This is a genomic window from Enterobacter genomosp. S (assembly GCF_001631805.1).
Lineage (GTDB): Bacteria > Pseudomonadota > Gammaproteobacteria > Enterobacterales > Enterobacteriaceae > Enterobacter > Enterobacter quasihormaechei.
The window spans coordinates 196,786-217,484 of sequence record NZ_LVVA01000012.1 but is presented as its reverse complement, the minus strand read 5'-3'; the positions used below and the strand labels follow the sequence as shown (position 1 = coordinate 217,484).

The 20,699-nt window shown below is 49.6% G+C and carries 20 protein-coding genes; 12 read left to right on the top strand and 8 right to left on the bottom strand.

Annotated elements, in window-relative coordinates:
- The first annotated feature begins 6 nt into the window (after nucleotides 1-6).
- The 11 genes from wcaM to ugd all read left to right on the top strand — a co-directional run bounded on the left by wcaM (nucleotide 7) and on the right by ugd (nucleotide 12,319).
- Nucleotides 7-1,398, top strand: coding sequence for a colanic acid biosynthesis protein WcaM (gene wcaM / locus A3466_RS08730; RefSeq protein ID WP_063450242.1), 1,392 nt, complete (start codon nucleotides 7-9; stop codon nucleotides 1,396-1,398).
- A gap of 174 nt (nucleotides 1,399-1,572) precedes the next feature.
- The gene (gene galF / locus A3466_RS08725; protein WP_048244533.1) at nucleotides 1,573-2,469 is read left to right on the top strand and encodes a GalU regulator GalF; all 897 of its coding nucleotides are present in this window, start codon (nucleotides 1,573-1,575) and stop codon (nucleotides 2,467-2,469) included.
- Between the two features lie 332 nt (nucleotides 2,470-2,801).
- A complete protein-coding gene (locus A3466_RS08720; protein WP_063450241.1) occupies nucleotides 2,802-4,079 on the top strand; it encodes a WzyE family oligosaccharide polymerase in 1,278 nt (425 codons plus the stop codon).
- Complete coding sequence (locus tag A3466_RS08715; RefSeq protein ID WP_245167741.1) at nucleotides 4,057-5,118, top strand: glycosyltransferase family 4 protein; 1,062 nt, start codon at nucleotides 4,057-4,059, stop codon at nucleotides 5,116-5,118. Before A3466_RS08720 ends, A3466_RS08715 begins: the two co-directional genes overlap by 23 nt.
- A complete protein-coding gene (locus A3466_RS08710; protein ID WP_063450240.1) occupies nucleotides 5,109-6,329 on the top strand; it encodes a hypothetical protein in 1,221 nt (406 codons plus the stop codon). Before A3466_RS08715 ends, A3466_RS08710 begins: the two co-directional genes overlap by 10 nt.
- Nucleotides 6,313-6,813, top strand: coding sequence for a PssD/Cps14F family polysaccharide biosynthesis glycosyltransferase (gene pssD, locus A3466_RS08705; RefSeq protein ID WP_063450239.1), 501 nt, complete (start codon nucleotides 6,313-6,315; stop codon nucleotides 6,811-6,813). The genes A3466_RS08710 and pssD overlap by 17 nt, the downstream gene beginning before the upstream one ends.
- The gene (gene pssE, locus A3466_RS08700; RefSeq protein ID WP_063450238.1) at nucleotides 6,810-7,277 is read left to right on the top strand and encodes a PssE/Cps14G family polysaccharide biosynthesis glycosyltransferase; all 468 of its coding nucleotides are present in this window, start codon (nucleotides 6,810-6,812) and stop codon (nucleotides 7,275-7,277) included. Before pssD ends, pssE begins: the two co-directional genes overlap by 4 nt.
- A gap of 173 nt (nucleotides 7,278-7,450) precedes the next feature.
- Nucleotides 7,451-8,857: an NADP-dependent phosphogluconate dehydrogenase gene (gene gndA, locus A3466_RS08695; protein ID WP_063450237.1), complete on the top strand. Its 1,407-nt coding sequence runs from the start codon at nucleotides 7,451-7,453 to the stop codon at nucleotides 8,855-8,857.
- Nucleotides 8,858-8,945: 88 nt separating this feature from the next.
- Complete coding sequence (gene rfbB / locus A3466_RS08690; protein ID WP_063450236.1) at nucleotides 8,946-10,031, top strand: dTDP-glucose 4,6-dehydratase; 1,086 nt, start codon at nucleotides 8,946-8,948, stop codon at nucleotides 10,029-10,031.
- Nucleotides 10,032-10,913: a glucose-1-phosphate thymidylyltransferase RfbA gene (rfbA, locus tag A3466_RS08685; protein WP_063450235.1), complete on the top strand. Its 882-nt coding sequence runs from the start codon at nucleotides 10,032-10,034 to the stop codon at nucleotides 10,911-10,913.
- Nucleotides 10,914-11,152: 239 nt separating this feature from the next.
- Nucleotides 11,153-12,319 (top strand): UDP-glucose 6-dehydrogenase, encoded by a 1,167-nt coding sequence (gene ugd, locus A3466_RS08680; protein ID WP_063450234.1) that lies wholly within the window; start codon nucleotides 11,153-11,155, stop codon nucleotides 12,317-12,319.
- 47 nt (nucleotides 12,320-12,366) lie between these two features.
- On the opposite strand, the gene A3466_RS08675 is transcribed toward ugd, so the two are convergent.
- Nucleotides 12,367-13,371, bottom strand: coding sequence for an NAD-dependent epimerase (locus A3466_RS08675; RefSeq protein ID WP_063450233.1), 1,005 nt, complete (start codon nucleotides 13,369-13,371; stop codon nucleotides 12,367-12,369).
- 191 nt (nucleotides 13,372-13,562) lie between these two features.
- Here A3466_RS08675 and wzzB point away from each other — a divergent pair, with 191 nt between their 5' ends.
- Nucleotides 13,563-14,543, top strand: a complete 981-nt coding sequence (wzzB, locus tag A3466_RS08670; protein WP_063450232.1) for an LPS O-antigen chain length determinant protein WzzB — start codon at nucleotides 13,563-13,565, stop codon at nucleotides 14,541-14,543.
- A gap of 38 nt (nucleotides 14,544-14,581) precedes the next feature.
- On the opposite strand, the gene hisIE is transcribed toward wzzB, so the two are convergent.
- The 7 genes from hisIE to hisD are packed head-to-tail and all read right to left on the bottom strand — an operon-like array spanning nucleotide 14,582 to nucleotide 20,698.
- Entirely contained in the window at nucleotides 14,582-15,193 is a 612-nt protein-coding gene (gene hisIE, locus A3466_RS08665) for a bifunctional phosphoribosyl-AMP cyclohydrolase/phosphoribosyl-ATP diphosphatase HisIE (protein WP_063450231.1), read from the bottom strand.
- Entirely contained in the window at nucleotides 15,187-15,963 is a 777-nt protein-coding gene (hisF, locus tag A3466_RS08660) for an imidazole glycerol phosphate synthase subunit HisF (RefSeq protein WP_063450230.1), read from the bottom strand. Before hisF ends, hisIE begins: the two co-directional genes overlap by 7 nt.
- Nucleotides 15,945-16,682 (bottom strand): 1-(5-phosphoribosyl)-5-[(5-phosphoribosylamino)methylideneamino]imidazole-4-carboxamide isomerase, encoded by a 738-nt coding sequence (gene hisA / locus A3466_RS08655; protein WP_063450229.1) that lies wholly within the window; start codon nucleotides 16,680-16,682, stop codon nucleotides 15,945-15,947. The genes hisF and hisA overlap by 19 nt, the downstream gene beginning before the upstream one ends.
- Entirely contained in the window at nucleotides 16,682-17,272 is a 591-nt protein-coding gene (gene hisH / locus A3466_RS08650) for an imidazole glycerol phosphate synthase subunit HisH (RefSeq protein ID WP_063450228.1), read from the bottom strand. Before hisH ends, hisA begins: the two co-directional genes overlap by 1 nt.
- On the bottom strand, nucleotides 17,272-18,339 hold the full coding sequence (gene hisB, locus A3466_RS08645) for a bifunctional histidinol-phosphatase/imidazoleglycerol-phosphate dehydratase HisB (protein WP_063450227.1): 1,068 nt from the start codon (nucleotides 18,337-18,339) through the stop codon (nucleotides 17,272-17,274). The genes hisH and hisB overlap by 1 nt, the downstream gene beginning before the upstream one ends.
- Entirely contained in the window at nucleotides 18,336-19,397 is a 1,062-nt protein-coding gene (hisC, locus tag A3466_RS08640) for a histidinol-phosphate transaminase (RefSeq protein ID WP_063450226.1), read from the bottom strand. The genes hisB and hisC overlap by 4 nt, the downstream gene beginning before the upstream one ends.
- Nucleotides 19,394-20,698: a histidinol dehydrogenase gene (hisD, locus tag A3466_RS08635; RefSeq protein WP_063450225.1), complete on the bottom strand. Its 1,305-nt coding sequence runs from the start codon at nucleotides 20,696-20,698 to the stop codon at nucleotides 19,394-19,396. Before hisD ends, hisC begins: the two co-directional genes overlap by 4 nt.
- Nucleotide 20,699: the final 1 nt, after the last annotated feature.

Here is a 20,699-nt window from a genome sequence, read left to right as displayed (position 1 = left end):
GGTTGTATGCTGAAAAAGATTACCCGACGCCGATTTGTCTCGTCTTTATCCGTCCTGGCCGCCATGCCGCTGTTGTCGCCCCGCGCTGCGCGGGCGGCGATCGGGAGGACGGTTTCTGTCGATCGCTACAACAATCACGACTGGATCGCCGCCTTTAAGCAGGCCTTTACCGAGGGCGATACCGTTGTTGTTCCCGCCGGGTTAACCTGTGAAAACATCAATACCGGCATCTTTATTCCTGATGGCAAAACTCTGCTGATCCGCGGCGCGCTGAAGGGCAACGGGCGCGGGCGGTTTGTGCTCCAGGAAGGCTGCAAGGTTATTGGGGAAGGAGAAGGGCGCACGCATAACATCACGCTGGACGTGCGTGGCTCCGACTGCGTCATTAAAGGGCTGGCGATGAGTGGCTTCGGCCCCGTCACCCAGATCTACATTGGCGGCAAAAAGCCGAGAGTGATGCGTAACCTGCTTATCGATCGCCTCACCGTCAGCCAGGCGAACTACGCCATTCTGCGGCAGGGATTCCATAATCAGGTGGACGGCGCGCGCATTACCAACAGTAAGTTCAGCCACTTGCAGGGTGATGCGATAGAGTGGAACGTGGCCATTAATGACCGCAACATCCTGATCTCTGACCATGTCATCGATAACATCAACTGTACCAACGGCAAGATCAACTGGGGCATAGGTATTGGGCTTGCCGGCAGCACCTACGATAACGACTATCCGGAAAAACAGACCGTTAAAAACTTTGTGGTGGCAAATATCACCGGCAGCAACTGTCGGCAGCTTGTCCATGTCGAAAACGGTAAACATTTTGTGATCCGCAATATCAAGGCCAGCAATATCACTCCTGACTTCAGTAAAAAGGCCGGAATTGATAACGCGACGGTAGCTATTTATGGCTGTGATAATTTCGTTATTGATAATGTCGATATGGTAAACAGCGCCGGAATGTTAATCGGGTATGGCGTGATTAAGGGCGATTATCTGTCGATACCGCAAAACTTCAAGCTTAACGATATTCGCCTGGATAACCGACAGCTTGCCTATAAGCTGCGCGGGATCCAGATTTCTTCAGGCAATGCCACGTCGTTTGTCGCCATTACCAACGTTGAGATGCAACGGGCCACGCTGGAACTGCACAACAAGCCGCAGCACCTTTTCTTGCGGAACATCAAGGTGATGCAGGAGTCGACAACGGGCCCCGCTCTGAAGATGAACTTCGACTTGCGCAAAGACGTGCGCGGGAAGTTTATGGCTAAAAACGATACGCTGCTGTCGCTCGCGAACATTCACGCGGTTAATGAAAAGGGGCAGAGCTCAGTGGATATTGATCGGGTCGATCAACATGTGGTGAATACGGAACGGTTGAATTTTGCGCTGCCGCACAGGTAATCACACAGACTATTTTGCGACTATTCCTGGAACAGAATCGCGATCTATTCAGATTACAACTACTGTAATTTGTGGTGGGGTGACCTAGGATTACGTCATATTTACGGCAAAACATGCTGGCGAAAACAGGTTTAAAAGCTATAATTCGTCAACCATTTTAAGGTGGAAGAAATAATGATTAATTTGAAAGCAGTCATACCGGTAGCGGGTCTGGGCATGCACATGTTGCCCGCCACAAAGGCCATTCCTAAAGAGATGCTGCCGATCGTTGACAAGCCGATGATTCAGTACATCGTCGACGAGATTGTTGCTGCGGGGATCAAAGAAATCGTTCTGGTAACGCACTCTTCTAAGAATGCGGTAGAGAACCACTTCGACACCTCTTATGAACTCGAAGCGCTGCTTGAGCAGCGCGTTAAGCGTCAGCTTCTGGCGGAAGTTCAGTCTATCTGTCCTCCAGGCGTGACCATCATGAACGTGCGTCAGGCACAGCCGCTGGGCCTGGGACACTCCATCCTGTGCGCGCGCCCGGTGGTGGGTGATAACCCGTTCATTGTGGTTCTGCCGGATATCATCATTGATACCGCCTCTGCCGATCCGCTGCGTTACAACCTGGCGGCAATGGTGGCACGCTTCAACGAAACGGGCCGCAGCCAGGTGCTGGCGAAACGTATGAAGGGCGATCTCTCTGAGTACTCTGTCATCCAGACTAAAGAGCCGCTGGAGACGGAAGGGCAGGTGAGCCGTATCGTTGAGTTTATCGAAAAACCCGATCAGCCGCAGACCCTGGACTCCGACCTGATGGCGGTAGGCCGTTATGTGCTGAATGCGGATATCTGGGCTGAGCTGGAAAAAACCGAGCCGGGCGCCTGGGACCGTATCCAGTTGACCGATGCGATTGCCGAGCTGGGGAAAAAGCAGTCCGTTGATGCCATGCTGATGACCGGTGACAGCTATGACTGTGGTAAGAAAATGGGGTATATGCAGGCGTTTGTGAACTACGGTCTGCGTAACCTGAAGGAAGGGGCGAAGTTCAGAAGCCGGATTGAGAAGCTGCTTAAAGAGCACTAAACCTTCGGTATACTCCCGCATAGTATGAATCTAAGGTGGTAAGCGTTCGGAATGGATAGAACGCTACCACCTTTTAATGTTTCTGACACAGGCAAGGGCGTTTTAGTACGATCGTCTATAACTTTTTGCTTGTTTCTAAACGAGATACGTCAGACAATTATCCGCATATTTTTAGGAACCGAAACTGCGTATTCGGCGTTCAAAAATTTGTTATAGAATATAAGCATGTTGGTAGCTTAGGAGCCAAGGGCGGTAGCGTGGCCCGACCATGTTGAGCGTTGTGGCTCATTCCCTTTATTAGTAATGCTAATATTTTACCTAAAGGCAGATTGATGGCATCTCTGTATTTTTTACTTCCACTTTTATATATTATTTGCACCATATACTTTATAAAAGGCGTATATATTCGCGTTTTTACTATTTTCTACTTTGTGGTGAATTTTGTATATTATCTTTCTGTCTGGATACAGGGTATTCCGCTGGAGGAGGGATATACTCAGGTATTCTGGTTCTCATTCTTAAGCTTATTCGCAATCCATTTATCGTATTTTATAACACCAATAAAAGTGTCCTCACGGTATAATAATCATTCAGATGACTTATCTAACTTATGGTTCAAAAGCATTAACTCAAGAATATTTGTCGTTTGTGGTCTGATTTTATATATTTTTGCATTGATGATCTATGTGAAAAATAATGGTGTAGCATTTGGCGGTGGTTACGAAGCTCGTCTTGAACAAAATTCTGGTGGCGGCCTTTCGATTATTCTAATGTACGCATTTGTGCCTTCCTCAATTGTATTCTTTCTTCGTAAGCCATCTAAGCTACGTTTTATATTGGCAACCGCATTGGCTATTTTCTGCGGTTCTGTTTATTACTACGTTATAGGCGGCTCAAGAAATGTAATGGGCGCAGCGGTTCTTGCTATAACTTATTTTGCCTATGAGAGAAAAGTACTTCGTATAAATGAAATAGCAATACTATCAGCATGTTGCTGTGTAGCTTTAATTGTATTAGGTGCTTTACGTTATGGGTCCAGTCTTGATGATGTCATTAGTATGATCCTGTCTGGTTCATCGGTCATGATTTCATTCGCGCTGGATTCTTTCTCTCCGATTTATGCAATAAAAGATATTATTGAATATATTGATAAAACAGGGAATATTCAGTACTTTTCCACCTTCTTCAATGAGTTTGCGATTATTGTTCCTCGTTTTTTATGGGAGTCAAAACCGATTAACTTTTTGAATAACGGCTATTTTTATACAACCTATATCCTGAATATGGATACGCAGTTGACCATATCACCAACGATTGTAGGTAGCTTTATCATTATGTTTGGCACAACTTGGTTTTGGCTTTGGGGACTTATTACAGGAAGTACATTAAAACTCATTGACGCAGTAACCAAAAAAACCAGGATGATTACGATAAAGATCACCTTTATAACCTGCATTGGCTACTGCTTCTTTTGGGTGCGTGACGGTTTAGAAGTGTTTATGTATATCTCATTTAAATTCTTTTTATGCGTAATGATCATTAAAGCGATTAGCACTATAGTTGGTTGTTTATTGAAAAGGCCTTCGAATGAAAATTTTGCTCATAAGTAATATGTATCCTGGTCCGGATACGCCATATCTTGGCGGGTTCGTTAAAAACGCAGCTGATTCGTTGCGTAATAATGGACATGAGATTGAATTATGTGTTCTTAATAAAATTTCTAAAAGCAAATTTACTAAAATTTATAACTACCTTATTTTTTATATCTCCATTTTGACTAAAGTTCTTTTGACCAAAAGTGATTGTCTTTATTTACACTATGCGTCTCATTGCTATCTGCCGGTAAAAATTGGAAATTGCGTAAGAAGAAAAAAAGTTGTGGTGCACGTCCACGGTGGTGACGTTAAGCGGCTTAACGGAACCAGCGGCATTTTCTTTCGTATAAAGAAGGCAATTGTTTCCAACGCGTTGAAAAATGCGGTAAAGATAGTGTTTCCCTCAAAGTCTTATCTGGACTTTACCAAAAAAGAGTATCAACTCGATGAACTTAAATGTGCAATAAGCCCCTCTGGCGGCGTTAATACCCAACTCTTTACGTTCAAAAACCGTGAATTCGGTGTTCCACTTAAACTGCTTTTTGCTGGACGACTCATCAAGAGTAAACGTGTGGATCTGGCAATACAGGCAATCGAAAACCTGTCCGACGACGATAAAGGGAAAATTCACTTAACTGTTGTTGGTGATGGTCCAGAACTGAGTTCGTTAGTGAAAAGTGCAGCTCATTTACCAAATATTCAATTTTCGCCTGCCGTAGGGCACGTTCGCTTGGCTGAAATTTTTCAGGAACATGATGTGCTGATCTATCCTTCAGAAAGTGAAAGCCTCGGATTGGTTCCTTTAGAGGCGATGGCTACGGGGATGATTCCACTTTTAAGTAATATCCCCTCTTTCAACGAGTTTGTCGATAATAACCAAAATGGTTTTATTGTTTATGAGGAGGGACACTATAAAAATAAAATTGAGCAAATGCTCAATATGTCATCACAAACGCTTCAAGAGATGTCTCATCAGGCTCAGCAAACTGTCTTAAACAGCTATACGAAAGAAATAGCGCAAACAAAGCTGCTTGAGGCGTTTAAATGTCTGTAATTAATAAATTGATTTGGCTTGGATATACTGTATCTTCTGGAGCAGCAAGAGTTGTAATCTTCTTCTTATTGACTCTTGTGTTTGTCCAAAAAGACATCGCGCTCTTTGCCGTTTACTATTCATTTTTAACTGTTGCAGTGATTTTCCTCGGCCAGGGACTTGGTACAACGCTTATTAAAGACGGCTCTGAAGTGAGCATGAAATACTTTAATTACGTTTTACTCCTTACTATTGCAGCAGCCTCTATTATTACCTTAGCGTTGGCGACTCCAACGCTAGGCTTAAATTCAATTGATACTTTAATATTTGCGGGCTCTCTTGCATGTCTGGCTATCAACCAAATCTATCGTTATTATTATATTTATTATAAAAAAGCACTGCCTGGCTTAATTTATGATTCGCTAGCGTTGGTTCTTTTCGCGGCAGGAATGCTGCTATGCAAACTACATCTTGTCTCTTTAAAACCTCTTGATATTTTCTTCCTGGCTTACTTCATCGCGACAATCATTAATCAAATTATTTACCATGTATATGTTAAGCGAGCGTGGATAACCGTATCTGATAGCAAGGCTTTTAATGGACTGGAATGGAAGTTCTCCCTAAATGTTGGCTTCGTGGGGCTCATTTCTACAGGAATCGTTTTTCTATTACCTTACTTTTCGCGAGAGATACTTCCCGATGAATTAATGTCGGTTTTGGGTCTTACTATTAGCATAATTGGGATTATATCTGTCTTTTCACGCGCATACATGAACTACTTTTATCGAGAGTTGGTGGAGTGTGCTAAGTCCAAAGAAGAAAAAGTTTATCAAGCGATCAATAAAAAAGTTATCATCATATCAGCGCTTGTATGCTTTGGTAGTATTCTGCCATTAATCTTTTATGTTAAATTATCGCTTTCCTACGTAACCTTTAATGAAATATTGGCAATCGTTGTGCCTGTAATGCTTTTTACTCTCTCTTCACAACTATCATTAGTTCAGTCGAATATAATCTTATTCCTTGGCAAAGAAAAAATCTCATTGATATTTAACTTTTTTGTATTTATTGTGATTTTGTCATTGTTTTTAGTATGGCAGTACTTCATTAGTATTTCGGTGATGTATCTTATCCCAATAATGTCTTTATTCCTAATGGTTTTATATTTAATCAGATACGCTTATTTTAAAACCCTGATCAGGACGGCTTTTAAGAATGGAGAAGCAGTTTAACATGAACAAAGAGGATAGCGCTTTATTCATTTATGGCGAGGGAGGACACCGAGCCCAGATGAATAGATTGATGAAAAGAATTGGTGAAGACATAAATAAAAATAAAATCAGTCTCTCAGATTATAAAATTAAGGAAGAGTGGTCTGATAAGCATTATGTCACTCGTGAATTTAGAAATAAATACTCAACGTTCACTAGTGTGCTTCGCTTCAATCAGTTACATCAGATCAAGGTCTGCCTACAGATCCACAAAACTCATCGGATAAAAGTGGTTGTTTCAACGGGACCCGGTGTAGCTCTTATTCCCGCTTTTTATTTTAAATATATCGTCGGCGCAAAAATAATTCATCTCGAAACATGGTCCAGATTCGAAACGAAGTCCTTCACTGGTAGAATCATGTCTTTAATTGCGGATGAGTTTTATGTGCAGCATAAGACGCTTTTAAAACAGTATAAAAAAGCCAAATTTTCCGGAGTGCTATGAAAATTTTAGTGACCGTAGGCACGACTCGGTTTGATAAACTTATCAAGCAAATTGCATCAATTTCAGCGCTTCCACATATGGCCAATCATTTTTTTATGTGTCAAAAGGCGAATGGCCTGTCAAACCCGGAAACCAAAAATTACAAGGAAGTTGAATTTATTCAGTCTATTGAAAATGAATATTCTAAATACGATCTTGTAATCAGTCATGCAGGCGCTGGATCAATATTTTCTCTATTAGATCATGAGAAAAAAATCATCATTGCCCCAAATTTAGATCGTTTAGATAAGCATCAGTCTGATATTGCTAAGTATATGGGTGAAAAGGAGTTTGCAATGATTTGTTGGGATATCGAAGATCTCGAAAATCTAATCATTAATGCAAGTTTCTTCCAGCCAAAGAAATTTGAATTAGTGCGATTTTTCAAGAATGATGAGTTTATTGACCATATAAATAACGCGTGATAGTGCTCGTTCGCTACAGCCATTTAATAAAATTTGCAGGTAACTTTTGATCATAAAAAATAGTTAATGCTTTTTGAAATTATTTGATAACGACTTTAGTATTGTTTAGAGTTATGAGAAGTGATTCCCAAGCCGCTATCATTCGCGGCGACCACACCTGACAGGAGTATGTAATGTCCAAGCAACAGATCGGCGTTGTCGGTATGGCAGTGATGGGGCGCAACCTGGCGCTCAACATCGAAAGCCGTGGTTATACCGTCTCCGTTTTCAACCGCTCCCGTGATAAGACCGAAGAAGTCATCGCTGAGAATCCAGGCAAGAAACTGGTTCCATTCTATACGGTTAAAGAGTTCGTTGAGTCTCTGGAAACACCTCGTCGTATCCTGTTAATGGTGAAAGCGGGTGCAGGTACCGATGCAGCCATCGACTCCCTTAAACCTTATCTGGATAAAGGCGACATCATTATTGATGGCGGTAACACCTTCTTCCAGGACACTATTCGTCGTAACCGTGAACTGTCTGCTGAAGGCTTCAACTTCATTGGCACCGGTGTATCCGGCGGTGAAGAGGGCGCTCTGAAAGGTCCATCCATCATGCCTGGCGGTCAGAAAGAAGCGTACGAACTGGTCGCGCCAATCCTGACCAAAATCGCGGCAGTTGCTGAAGATGGCGAGCCGTGCGTAACCTACATCGGTCCTGACGGTGCTGGTCATTATGTGAAGATGGTTCACAACGGCATCGAATACGGCGATATGCAGCTGATTGCTGAGGCATACTCCCTGCTGAAAGGTGGCCTGAATCTCTCCAACGAGGAACTCGCAGAGACCTTCACCGAGTGGAATAAAGGCGAGCTGAATAGCTACCTGATCGACATCACCAAAGATATCTTCACCAAGAAAGATGAAGAGGGTAAATACCTGGTTGATGTGATTCTGGATGAAGCGGCGAACAAAGGCACCGGTAAATGGACCAGTCAGAGCTCTCTGGATCTGGGCGAGCCGCTGTCCCTTATCACGGAATCCGTCTTCGCGCGTTATATCTCTTCTCTGAAAGAGCAGCGCGTTGCGGCATCCAAAGTGCTGTCCGGCCCGCAGGCTAAACCCGCTGGTGATAAAGCGGAGTTCGTAGAAAAAGTCCGTCGTGCACTGTACCTGGGTAAAATCGTCTCTTACGCGCAGGGCTTCTCTCAGCTGCGCGCAGCGTCAGATGAGAACAACTGGGATCTGAACTACGGTGAGATCGCGAAGATCTTCCGTGCCGGCTGCATCATTCGCGCACAGTTCCTGCAAAAAATCACCGATGCGTATACTGAGAATGCGGGCATCGCCAACCTTCTGCTGGCGCCTTACTTCAAGCAGATTGCAGACGACTATCAGCAGGCGCTGCGTGATGTTGTTGCGTACGCCGTGCAGAACGGTATTCCGGTTCCGACCTTCTCCGCTGCGGTGGCGTACTACGACAGCTATCGTGCTGCCGTACTGCCAGCAAACCTGATTCAGGCACAGCGCGACTACTTCGGTGCGCACACCTATAAGCGTACCGATAAAGAAGGTGTGTTCCACACCGAATGGCTGGATTAATATACGGTTAGCCATGCCATCAAGCCCGGTAGCGATACCGGGCTTTTTTATCTTGCCTGTCCACCTACTGTTTAATGGAATAGATTGCGTGAAAATTCTCGTTACTGGAGGCGCCGGTTTTATCGGTTCCGCGGTTATCCGACATATTATTAGCAATACTCGGGATAGCGTTGTTAACGTTGATAAATTGACCTATGCCGGTAATCTGGAATCCTTGCATGAAGTGAGCGATAGCGAGCGCTATGTTTTTGAGCATGCAGATATATGTGATAAAGAGGCAATGGCGCGTATTTTTGCTACCCATCAGCCTGATGCGGTAATGCACTTGGCTGCCGAGAGCCATGTCGATCGTTCTATTACCGGGCCCGCTGCGTTTATTGAAACCAATATCGTTGGCACGTATATCCTGTTAGAAACAAGCCGTGCTTACTGGTCTTCACTGGACGAGGCAGCAAAATCTACCTTCCGTTTCCATCACATTTCAACTGATGAAGTTTACGGCGATCTGCCTCATCCCGATGAATGTCATGATTCTTCCCCTTTACCGCTGTTTACCGAAAAAAGTGCATACCAGCCAAGTAGCCCTTATTCAGCGTCAAAAGCGTCCAGCGATCATTTAGTTCGTGCCTGGATACGCACCTATGGTTTACCCGGGATTGTAACGAATTGTTCAAATAACTACGGACCCTTCCACTTTCCTGAAAAGCTGATTCCTCTCGTCATTTTGAATGCGCTGGAAAATAAATCATTACCGATTTACGGTAAGGGCGATCAGATCCGTGACTGGTTATACGTTGAGGATCATGCTCGTGCGCTGTATACAGTTCTGACCAAGGGTAAACCGGGAGAAACGTATAATATCGGCGGCCATAACGAGAAAAAAAATATTGAGGTCGTCGAGACCATTTGCGATCTGTTAGACGAAATGGTACCGAAAGAAACATCTTACCGCGCGCAAATTACCTATGTGGCGGACCGTCCTGGACACGACAGACGTTATGCAATTGATGCCCATAAAATTAGCGACGAGCTCGGATGGACTCCTGTGGAAACCTTTGACAGCGGCATTCGTAAAACGGTTGAGTGGTATTTGAATAACCAGGAGTGGGTTTCGAACGTGAAAAGCGGCGCCTATAAGAGCTGGATTGAGCAAAATTATGGGGAGCGGAACTGAATGAAGAAACGTAAAGGTATTATATTAGCTGGCGGATCGGGTACACGTCTTTATCCCGTCACAATGGCCGTAAGTAAGCAATTGTTGCCAATTTACGATAAGCCAATGATCTATTATCCGCTCTCTACGCTCATGCTGGCAGGTATACGGGATATTCTGATTATCAGCACGCCTCAGGACACTCCCCGTTTTGAGCAACTGCTCGGAAACGGTAGCCAGTGGGGATTGCATATCCAGTACAAAGTGCAGCCGAGCCCGGATGGCCTTGCTCAGGCGTTTATTCTGGGTGAAGAGTTCATCGGTGAGGATAATTGTGCGTTGGTATTAGGCGATAACATTTTCTACGGACATGATCTTCCTCGCCTGCTTGAAGGCGCTGCAAGCCAGCAAGAGGGGGCGACCGTCTTCGCCTATCACGTCAGCGACCCCGAACGCTATGGCGTCGTTGAGTTTGATAAAGACGGTACCGCGATTGGCCTTGAGGAAAAACCTCAACAGCCCAAGAGTAATTATGCAATAACCGGTCTCTATTTTTACGACAACGATGTTATTGAGATGGCCAAAAGTTTAAGCCCGTCCGATCGTGGTGAACTGGAAATTACCGACATCAATCGCATCTATATGCAGCAGGGACGATTGTCCGTCGCGATGATGAGACGCGGTTACGCCTGGCTGGATACCGGAACGCATCAAAGTATGATCGAGGCGAGCAATTTTATTGCCACTATCGAAGAGCGACAGGGTCTCAAGGTTTCTTGCCCTGAAGAGATCGCATTCCGTCGAGGTTTTATCAATGCTGAACAACTTCGTGTGCTTGCTGAGCCACTGAAGAAGACCGGATATGGTCAATATTTGCTGAATCTGACCAAGGGATTAGTCTGATTTGACGCAGTAAGCATTATTCATTTGATGACTGCCAAGTGTCCTTTAAGGTCTTATTGTCGCTGAAAAACAGGTGCTTTGTTTAGTGTGGCGATAAGCCGTTTTGGTGAGCAAAAACATTTTTCAAAAATCCTGAAACCTTGACAGTGAATGAGTATTAGCGCTAAAAAACTCCTAGTTAATCATTGTGGTGGCCGTTTTATGGCTATCAAAAACTCAAACGTGTAGAAGTCAAACAAATGAAAATAACCATCTCCGGAACAGGCTATGTTGGTCTTTCAAACGGTATCCTGATTGCACAGAACCATGAAGTGGTTGCGCTGGATATCGTGCAGGCAAAAGTGGACATGCTTAACCAAAAAAAGTCCCCAATCGTCGATAAAGAGATTGAAGAATACCTGGCGACCAAATCGCTGAACTTCCGCGCTACCACGGACAAAGAAGACGCATACCGCGATGCGGATTTCGTCATCATTGCCACCCCTACAGACTACGATCCTAAAACCAACTACTTCAATACCTCTACCGTTGAAGCGGTGATTAAAGACGTTACGGAAATCAACCCTAACGCAGTGATGATCATCAAGTCGACGATTCCAGTGGGCTTCACCAAATCGATTAAAGAAGAGTTGGGTATTGATAATGTCTTCTTCTCGCCGGAATTTCTCCGCGAGGGCAGGGCGTTATACGATAACCTGCACCCATCCCGTATCGTGATTGGCGAGCGTTCCGAGCGTGCGGAGCGTTTTGCTGCATTACTTCAGGAAGGCGCAATCAAAAAAGATATTCCGGTGCTGTTCACCGATTCCACTGAGGCAGAGGCGATTAAGCTTTTCGCTAATACCTATCTGGCCATGCGCGTGGCTTACTTCAACGAGCTGGACAGCTATGCTGAGAGCTTAGGTCTGAACACCCGTCAGATCATCGAAGGCGTGTGTCTTGACCCGCGTATCGGTAACCATTACAACAACCCTTCATTTGGCTACGGCGGTTACTGCCTGCCAAAAGATACCAAGCAGCTGCTGGCAAACTATCAGGCGGTCCCGAACAACCTGATTTCTGCTATTGTAGACGCGAACCGCACGCGTAAAGATTTCATCTCGGATTCCATTCTCGCGCGTCAGCCGAAAGTGGTGGGCGTGTATCGCCTGATCATGAAGAGCGGTTCCGATAACTTCCGCGCCTCTTCCATTCAGGGGATCATGAAGCGTATTAAGGCGAAGGGCGTGCAGGTCATTATTTATGAACCGGCGATGCAGGAAGACGAGTTCTTCCACTCTCGCGTCATTCGCGATCTGGATGCGTTCAAGAAAGAAGCGGACGTGATTATCTCTAACCGCATGGCGGAAGAGCTCGCGGACGTGAAAGATAAAGTCTATACGCGCGATTTGTTCGGCAGTGACTGAGTAAAACGGTGATACAAAAAACCCGGCATTTTGCCGGGTTTTTTGTTTTAAACGTTATAGAAGTTGCGGTACCAGTCGACGAAGTTTTTCACGCCTTCTTTCACGGAGGTCTGTGGTTTAAACCCAATGACGTCGTACAGCGCTTTAGTATCCGCACTGGTCTCCAGTACGTCACCCGGCTGGATCGGCATCATATTTTTCACCGCTTCTTTGCCCAGCGCCTCTTCAAGCGCGGTGATGTAATCCATCAGTTCGACAGGTGAACTGTTACCGATGTTATATACGCGATACGGGGCAGAGCTGGTTGCCGGCGAACCGGTTTCGACTGTCCAGTCGGCATCGGCCTGAGGAATGACGTCCTGCAAGCGAATAATTGCCTCTGCAATATCATCGATATAGGTGAAGTCACGTTTCATCTTACCGTAGTTGTATACGTCGATGCTGTTGCCTTCAATCATGGCTTTGGTGAATTTGAACAGCGCCATATCCGGGCGTCCCCACGGGCCGTAGACGGTAAAGAAGCGCAGGCCAGTGGTCGGCAGGTTGTACAGATGCGAATAGGTATGCGACATCAGCTCGTTAGCTTTTTTGGTTGCCGCATACAGGGATACCGGGTGGTCCACGGAGTCGTCAGTAGAAAACGGCATCTTACGGTTGAGCCCGTATACAGAGCTGGATGACGCATACAGAAGATGTTGAACCTTGTTGTGGCGACAGCCTTCCAGCACGTTCAGGTGACCTACCAGGTTAGCATCCGCGTAGGCATGCGGGTTTTCCAGCGAGTAACGCACGCCCGCTTGGGCGGCAAGATGGATCACGCGATCAAATTTCTCAGTAGCGAAAAGCGCAGCCATGCCTTCGCGGTCCGCTAAGTCCAGCTTGTGGAAGGTGAAATTCTCGGATTTGAGCAGTTCGAGGCGAGCGAGCTTGAGGTTAGGGTCATAATAATCATTCAGGTTATCAATTCCAACAACCTTATGTCCTGCATCAAGCAGGCGCTTGCTGACATGAGAACCGATAAAGCCCGCCGCGCCAGTTACCAGAATTTTCATAGCTTCCCTCATTCACAGTGTTCTTGTTGATGCCCCAGACATCAGAATCCGACTATGATAGCGCGTCGCCTTGAACTTACATAACCCATCTTTCCGATATAACTCATCGGATTCTTATAGAAAATTCCGCAGCAACAGATACACTAAGGGAACAAGATTATTTTTGCCCTTTTTCATCTGTTAGGGATTGTATGACGCAAAACAACAATAACCTGGTCGCACGTAACAATGACCCGGAGCAAATTGATTTACTTGATGTAATGTTACAGCTGTGGCGTGGTAAGTGGGTGATAGGGGCTTTTATTGCTGCTTTTATCGTTCTTGCTGGGGTTTACATCACTGTAGCTAAAGAGAAATGGACGTCATCTGCCATCATAGCCCAGCCTGATGCGGCTCAAATTGCCACCTATGCCAATGCATTGAATATCCTTTATGGCGGGGCAGCTCCTTCAATGTTGGACATTCAGAATCGTGCTATTGGACGTTTCAATTCCTCTTTCTCGGCATTAGCTCAGGCGCTGGAGAATCAGGAAGATCCGGAAAAACTGACTATTGAACCTACCGTTAAAGGACAAAGTTTGCCTTTAACCGTAAGCTATCAAGGTGAATCCGCTGAAGCCGCTCAAAAGCAGTTGGCTCAGTACATTCAGCAGGTTGACGAGCAGACGGCAAAAGAATTGACGCTTGACCTCAGAGATAACCTCAAGCAGCAGATCACCACCTTGAACGACTCCCTCCAGAACCAGGAGAAAGTCGCTCAGGAGCAAAAAGACCTGCGTATCAAGCAGATTACCGAGGCGCTGAAGAACGCAGAAGCTGCGAAGATCAGCACACCGCAGCTTCAGCAGACTCAGGATGTTACTCAGGAAACCATGTTCCTGTTAGGTACCGTAGCGCTTAAATCAATGGTTGATAACGAAGCGTCTCGCCCGCTGGTGTTCTCAGGCGCTTACTACCAAACCAAACAGAATTTACTGGATATTCAGAACCTCAACGTTAACCCAGAGACTATTCACGTCTATCGTTACGTTATGAAGCCAAATCTGCCTATCCGACGCGACAGCCCGAAAATTGCTATTACCCTCATCCTTGCCGTTCTCCTCGGTGGGATTATCGGTTCTGGTGTCGTCCTTGGCCGTAACGCGCTGAGAAACTACAAACCAAGAGCCTGATTTACACACAAAAAAAGACCGGGTTTCCCCGGTCTTTTTTATTTATGCCGTTTCCGCAAATTCTCAATCACCGTCGTTAAATCCAGCTCCTGGTCCTGAAGCAGCACCAGCAGATGATACATCAAATCAGACGCTTCGTTCGTCAGCTCCTCACGGTCATGCACGGTGGCCGCCAGCGCCGTTTCAACGCCTTCCTCACCCACTTTCTGCGCAATCCGTTTGGTGCCGCTGGCGTACAGCTTCGCCGTATAGGAGCTCTCAGGATCCGCAGATTTACGCTCTGCCAGCAATTGTTCCAGCTGATAGAGGAACAGCCACTGGTGGCTCGCCTCGCCGAAGCAGCTGCTGGTGCCTTTATGGCAAGTTGGCCCAATCGGGTTGACCAGTACCAGCAGGGTGTCGTTGTCGCAATCTGGCGTCATGCTGACCACGTTCAGGAAGTGACCCGAGGTTTCCCCTTTCGTCCACAGGCGCTGTTTGGTGCGCGAGAAAAACGTCACCTTGCCGCTGTCGATGGTTTTCGCCAGCGCCTCCTGGTTCATGTATCCCAGCATCAGCACTTCGCCTGAGACGGCATGTTGTACAACCACCGGCAGTAATCCGTCAGTTTTTTCCCAGTCCAGCTGCGCCTGTTGTTGCTCTGTTAGCATACCCTGATCTCCACGCCCTGGTCGGCCAGGTACGTTTTTAACTCACCAATATTGATAATCTGTTTGTGGAACACGGAGGCCGCCAGCGCGCCGTCCACGTTCGCATCGCGGAAGGCTTCCAGGAAGTGTTCCATGGTGCCCGCGCCGCCGGAGGCAATCAGCGGCACCTGGCACACCGCACGCACTTTTTTCAGCTGCTCCAGGTCGTAACCGTTACGTACGCCGTCCTGGTTCATCATGTTCAGCACAATCTCACCCGCGCCGCGTTGTTGCACTTCCTGCACCCAGTCCAGCGTCTCCCACTGGGTTACGCGCGTGCGGCTTTCGTCGCCGGTGTACTGGTTGACGTGATATTTGCCCGTCGCGGCATCAAACCAGGTGTCGATCCCCACGACGATGCACTGCACGCCAAAGCGATCCGCCAGACGCGTAATCAGCTCCGGGTCGGCCAGGGCAGGGGAGTTAATGGAAATTTTGTCTGCACCGAAAGAGAGAATTTTCGCCGCATCGTCAGCGGATTTAATCCCGCCCGCCACGCAGAAGGGAATATCAATTACCTCTGCCACGCGCGCCACCCAGCTTTTGTCCACCACGCGGCCATCGCTGGAGGCGGTGATATCGTAAAATACCAGCTCGTCTGCGCCTTCATCGGCATAGCGTTTAGCCAGCGGAACAATGTCGCCAATGATCTCGTGGTTGCGGAACTGCACGCCTTTCACAACCTGACCGTCGCGCACGTCCAGGCAGGGAATTATCCGTTTTGCCAGCATTGAATCGCCTCCTTCACCGTAAATTTGTCTTCAAGCAGCGCACGGCCTACGATCACGCCGCGCACGCCGGTTCCGCGCAGAGCGGCGATATCCGCCAGGTCGCCGATACCGCCAGAGGACTGAAACGCCACCTGCGGATAACGCGCGCAAACCTCTTCATACAGCGAGACGTTCGAGCCTGCGAGCGTACCATCGCGTGAAATATCCGTGCATAGCACGTGCTTCAGCCCCACGGGGAGATAAATTTCGACCAGCTCTTCCAGCGTGACGCCGGAGTTTTCCTGCCAGCCGCTGACCGCGACCTGCTTGTTGCCCTGCTCGTCGATGCGCACATCCAGCGCCAGCACCAGCGCATCCGCACCGAAGCGGCGGAACCAGCCCTTGACCATTTCAGGATCTTTTACGGCAGTCGAGCCGACCACCACGCGCGCTACGCCCGCGTCCAGTAAAGCTGCAACATCGGCTTCCGTACGTACGCCGCCGCCCACCTGCACCGGGACGTCGACGCCAGCCACCAGCTTTTTGAGCAGTGGGATCTGGCGCTTCGCCGGATCTTTCGCGCCGGTGAGATCGACCAGGTGCAACACCTCAGCGCCCTCGGCGGCGTAAGCCTGTAATCGCGTCAGCGGGTCGTTGCCGTAGTCGCGCTGCTGCCCGTAATCGCCCTGATGGAGACGAACAACCGTGCCGTCAATCAAATCTAAAGCGGGAATTATCATCACATCTCCAGGAAATTTTTCAGCAGCTGCGCGCCGGCGGCGCCAGAGCGTTCCGGGTGAAACTGCACGCCGTAAAAGTTATCTTTTTGCACCGCGGCGGTGAACGCCTCGCCGTAATTGCACTGGGCGATGGTGTAGGTATTCACGGGCATGGCGTAGCTGTGGACGAAGTAGAAGTACGCGCCGTCTTCAATACCCTGGAACAGCCTGTTGCCCGCCTTCGGGTAAACGCGGTTCCAGCCCATGTGCGGCAGTGGCAGGCCGTGGTCGGTCATTTTCGGCACGTCTTCTTCTATAATGCCCAGCAAATCAACGCCGTTGTTCTCTTCGCTGCGGCGACCAAGCAGCTGCATGCCGAGGCAAATGCCCAGCACCGGTTGAGTACAGGCTTTGATGAGATCCACCAGCTCGCGCGCGTGGATCTGATCCATTGCCGCCTGAGCGGTGCCCACGCCCGGCAGAAAAAGTTTATCCGCGCGCAGCACCACGTCCGGGTCACGGCTCACTACCGGCTCGTAGCCGTGGCGCATAATCGCCGACCGTACGGAGTTCAGGTTGGCGCATCCGGTATCCAGAATCACCACGTTCATTACAGCACTCCTTTCGACGAGGGAAGGGCATCACCTTCAACGCGGATCGCCTGGCGCAGGGTACGGCCAAAGGCTTTGAACAGGCTCTCGACGCGGTGGTGATCGTTTTTGCCTTTGGTTTTCAGGTGCAGCGTCAGGCCCATGGTGTAAGAAAGCGAGCGGAAGAAGTGCTCCACCATTTCGGTGCTGAGATCGCCCACGCGCTGGTAGGTAAAGTCGGCTTTGTATTCCAGGTGCGGACGCCCGGAGATATCCATCGCGCAGCGCGCCAGGCATTCGTCCATCGGCAGGACAAATCCAAAGCGGTTGATGCCGCGCTTGTCGCCGAGCGCCAGCTTCAGGGCTTCGCCCAGCGCCAGGCCGGTATCTTCTACGGTGTGGTGATCGTCGATATACAGGTCGCCCTTAACGGCGATCTCCATGCGGAAGCCGCCGTGGGTGGCGATTTGATCCAGCATGTGGTCGAAGAAACCGACGCCGGTGTGGATCTTGCTACCGCCTTCGCGATCGAGCCAGACCTTCACGTCGATCTGCGTCTCTTTCGTGTTGCGTTCCACGTGCGAATAGCGGTCGCGTTTGGTCAGCTGCTCGCCAATCATCGCCCAGCTAAGCGCGTCCCGGCTGTAGCGCAGGCCCGCAATGCCCATATTTTCCGCCAGCGTGATGTCCGTGACGCGATCGCCAATCACATAGCTGTTGGCTTTATCCAGCGCCTCTTCCGCCAGATAGCGCTCAACAAGCTTCACTTTTGGCTTACGGCAGTCGCATTCGTCGGCAGGCATGTGCGGGCAGATCAGGACCTCGTCGAAGGCGATGCCCTGAGAGGTCAGTACCTGCATCATCAGGTTGTGCGGGCCGTCAAAGTCTGCCTGCGGGAAACTGTCGGTGCCCAGACCATCCTGGTTGGTGATCATCACCAGCTTATAGCCCGCTTGCTGAAGCTTCAGCAGCACCGGGATCACGTCGGGTTCAAACGCCAGCTTGTCGAAACGATCGACCTGATAATCGCTGGGTGGCTCCGATATGAGGGTGCCGTCACGATCGATAAAGAGATACTTCTGACTCATACTTTCTCCGCTTTCAGGGCGTCAATCACGCGCTGGCTCTCCGCGCGGGTGCCGACGGTAATACGCAGGCAGCCGCTCAGGGTAGGTTGTTTATTCTGGTCTCGTAAGATAATGCCCTGATCCCACAACGATTTAAATATCGCGCTTGAGGCGGTGAAGCGTACCAGGATGTAGTTGGTTTCCGACTCGAACACCTGCTCCACGCACGGAATCGCTTTCAGGGCATCAACAAGATACTGACGCTCTTCCAGGATCTGCGCCACCCGCTCGCGCATCGCGCTGATGCCCTGCGGGGCCAGCGCCTGTGCCGCAATATCGGCAACCGGCGTCGAGAGCGGATACGGGGCGATCACTTTCAGCAGCAGGTCGATAACCGCTTTATTCGCCAGCGTAAACCCGCATCGAAGGCCTGCGAGGGCGAATGCTTTCGACAGGGTACGCAGCACGACGAGATGCGGATACTCTTCAAGCCAGCCAGCAAGCGTGGCCTGCGGACAGAACTCAATATAGGCTTCGTCGGCCACGACCAGCGCTTTGCCGCGCGTCATTTCCAGCAGGGCACGAATATCCTGCGGATTGATAATCTGCCCGGTCGGGTTGTTCGGGCTACAGACAAACACCACCTTCACCCCGTCGAGGTTATTGGCGATGCCCTGCAAATCCAGCTGCCAGTTGTCCAGGGCCTGCACGTTGCGGCAGGCCACGCCGAAGGTTTCGGCGCTGACGCTGTACATGCCGTAGGTCGGCTGGCAGTACATCACCGCATCTTTACCCGGCTCGCAGAACGCGCGTATCAACAGCTCGATCCCTTCATCCGCCCCGCGGCTGACCAGCACCTGCTCAGGCTTCACGCCCGCGTACTGCGCGTAGTTCTCGATCACCGTTTTCGGCTGACACTCCGGGTAGCGGTTCAGCGTCTGCTGCGACAGCTCAAAGGCCACCGCCGTGGGATATTCGTTGGCGTTCAGCCAGACGTCGCCGTTCCCGCCCAGACGACGCGCAGACTGATAGGGCGTCAGGCGACGGACATTTTCGCGGGCTAATTCTTCGATGTTCATGCTTGCTCCTTCAGGGCGGCAACGCGCAGCGTCACGGCATTTTTGTGGGCAGCCAGGCGCTCGGCGGCGGCAAGGGTTTCAATGGTCGACGCCAGCGAGGCAAACCCTTCGCGGGAGAGTTCCTGCACGGTCATGCGCTTCTGGAAATCCGCCAGCCCCAGGCTGGAGCAGGTTGAGGTATAGCCATACGTCGGCAGCACGTGGTTGGTGCCGGAGGCGTAATCCCCGGCCGATTCCGGCGACCAGTCGCCGAGGAATACCGAGCCTGCGCTGGTAATGCTGTCGACCAGATCGCGCGCGTTGCGGGTCTGAATGATCAGGTGCTCGGGGCCGTACTGATTAGAGATGGCGATGCACTGGTCGAGATCGCGGGCCACAATCAGGCGGCTGGCAGACAGCGCCTGACGCGCTGTTTCCGCGCGGGGCAGGTCGGCTAGCTGGCGCTCAACGGCTTCGCCCACGCGTTTTGCCATGTCGGCATCCGGCGTCAGTAAAATCACCTGTGAGTCCGGCCCGTGCTCGGCCTGCGAGAGCAGGTCAGAGGCGACGAAATCCGGCGTGGCGCCGCTGTCGGCAATCACCAGCACCTCAGACGGACCGGCAGGCATATCAATGGCCGCGCCGTCCAGACGCTGGCTGACCTGGCGCTTCGCTTCGGTCACATACGCGTTGCCCGGACCAAAAATTTTGTCGACTTTTGGAATGGATTCGGTCCCAAACGCCAGGGCGGAAATCGCCTGCGCGCCGCCGACTTTATACACCGCCTGCACGCCGCAGAGTTTTGCCGCGTATAAGATCTCATCGGCGATCGGTGGCGGAGAGCAGAGCACCACGTTCTGACAGCCGGCAATGCGCGCCGGGGTAGCCAGCATTAATACGGTCGAAAACAGTGGGGCGGAGCCGCCGGGAATATACAGGCCGACGGACGCCACCGGGCGCGTCACCTGCTGGCAGCGCACGCCGGGCAGGGTTTCCACATCCACCGTCTGCAATGTCTGCGCGGTGTGGAAGGTATCTATATTTTTCACCGCGACGGCCATCGCCTGCTTGATGTCATCACCCAGACGATTGCTGGCATCAATGATTTCCTGCTCGGTAACCTGTAAAGCGCCGACTTCCGTCTTGTCAAACTTCGCGCTGTATTCACGCAGGGCGTCATCGCCACGGGCCTTGACGTTATCGAGGATCTCCGCCACGGTGCGGGTGATGCTCTCCGAGGCGGAGATGGCCGGGCGCATCAGCAGTTCGCGCCGTTGCGCGTCGCTACAGCTATTCCAGTCGATGATTGTGTTAAAGCTCATG

Excerpts from the sequence above, each read along its gene's own strand:
- wcaM (WP_063450242.1), top strand. The coding sequence starts at position 7 with ATGCTGAAAAAGATTACCCGACGCCGATTTGTCTCGTCTTTATCCGTC.
- galF (WP_048244533.1), top strand. The coding sequence starts at position 1,573 with ATGATTAATTTGAAAGCAGTCATACCGGTAGCGGGTCTGGGCATGCAC.
- A3466_RS08720 (WP_063450241.1), top strand. The coding sequence starts at position 2,802 with ATGGCATCTCTGTATTTTTTACTTCCACTTTTATATATTATTTGCACC.
- A3466_RS08715 (WP_245167741.1), top strand. The coding sequence starts at position 4,057 with ATGAAAATTTTGCTCATAAGTAATATGTATCCTGGTCCGGATACGCCA.
- A3466_RS08710 (WP_063450240.1), top strand. The coding sequence starts at position 5,109 with ATGTCTGTAATTAATAAATTGATTTGGCTTGGATATACTGTATCTTCT.
- pssD (WP_063450239.1), top strand. The coding sequence starts at position 6,313 with ATGGAGAAGCAGTTTAACATGAACAAAGAGGATAGCGCTTTATTCATT.
- pssE (WP_063450238.1), top strand. The coding sequence starts at position 6,810 with ATGAAAATTTTAGTGACCGTAGGCACGACTCGGTTTGATAAACTTATC.
- gndA (WP_063450237.1), top strand. The coding sequence starts at position 7,451 with ATGTCCAAGCAACAGATCGGCGTTGTCGGTATGGCAGTGATGGGGCGC.
- rfbA (WP_063450235.1), top strand. The coding sequence starts at position 10,032 with ATGAAGAAACGTAAAGGTATTATATTAGCTGGCGGATCGGGTACACGT.
- ugd (WP_063450234.1), top strand. The coding sequence starts at position 11,153 with ATGAAAATAACCATCTCCGGAACAGGCTATGTTGGTCTTTCAAACGGT.
- A3466_RS08675 (WP_063450233.1), bottom strand. The coding sequence starts at position 13,371 with ATGAAAATTCTGGTAACTGGCGCGGCGGGCTTTATCGGTTCTCATGTC.
- wzzB (WP_063450232.1), top strand. The coding sequence starts at position 13,563 with ATGACGCAAAACAACAATAACCTGGTCGCACGTAACAATGACCCGGAG.
- hisIE (WP_063450231.1), bottom strand. The coding sequence starts at position 15,193 with ATGCTAACAGAGCAACAACAGGCGCAGCTGGACTGGGAAAAAACTGAC.
- hisF (WP_063450230.1), bottom strand. The coding sequence starts at position 15,963 with ATGCTGGCAAAACGGATAATTCCCTGCCTGGACGTGCGCGACGGTCAG.
- hisA (WP_063450229.1), bottom strand. The coding sequence starts at position 16,682 with ATGATAATTCCCGCTTTAGATTTGATTGACGGCACGGTTGTTCGTCTC.
- hisH (WP_063450228.1), bottom strand. The coding sequence starts at position 17,272 with ATGAACGTGGTGATTCTGGATACCGGATGCGCCAACCTGAACTCCGTA.
- hisB (WP_063450227.1), bottom strand. The coding sequence starts at position 18,339 with ATGAGTCAGAAGTATCTCTTTATCGATCGTGACGGCACCCTCATATCG.
- hisC (WP_063450226.1), bottom strand. The coding sequence starts at position 19,397 with ATGAACATCGAAGAATTAGCCCGCGAAAATGTCCGTCGCCTGACGCCC.
- hisD (WP_063450225.1), bottom strand. The coding sequence starts at position 20,698 with ATGAGCTTTAACACAATCATCGACTGGAATAGCTGTAGCGACGCGCAA.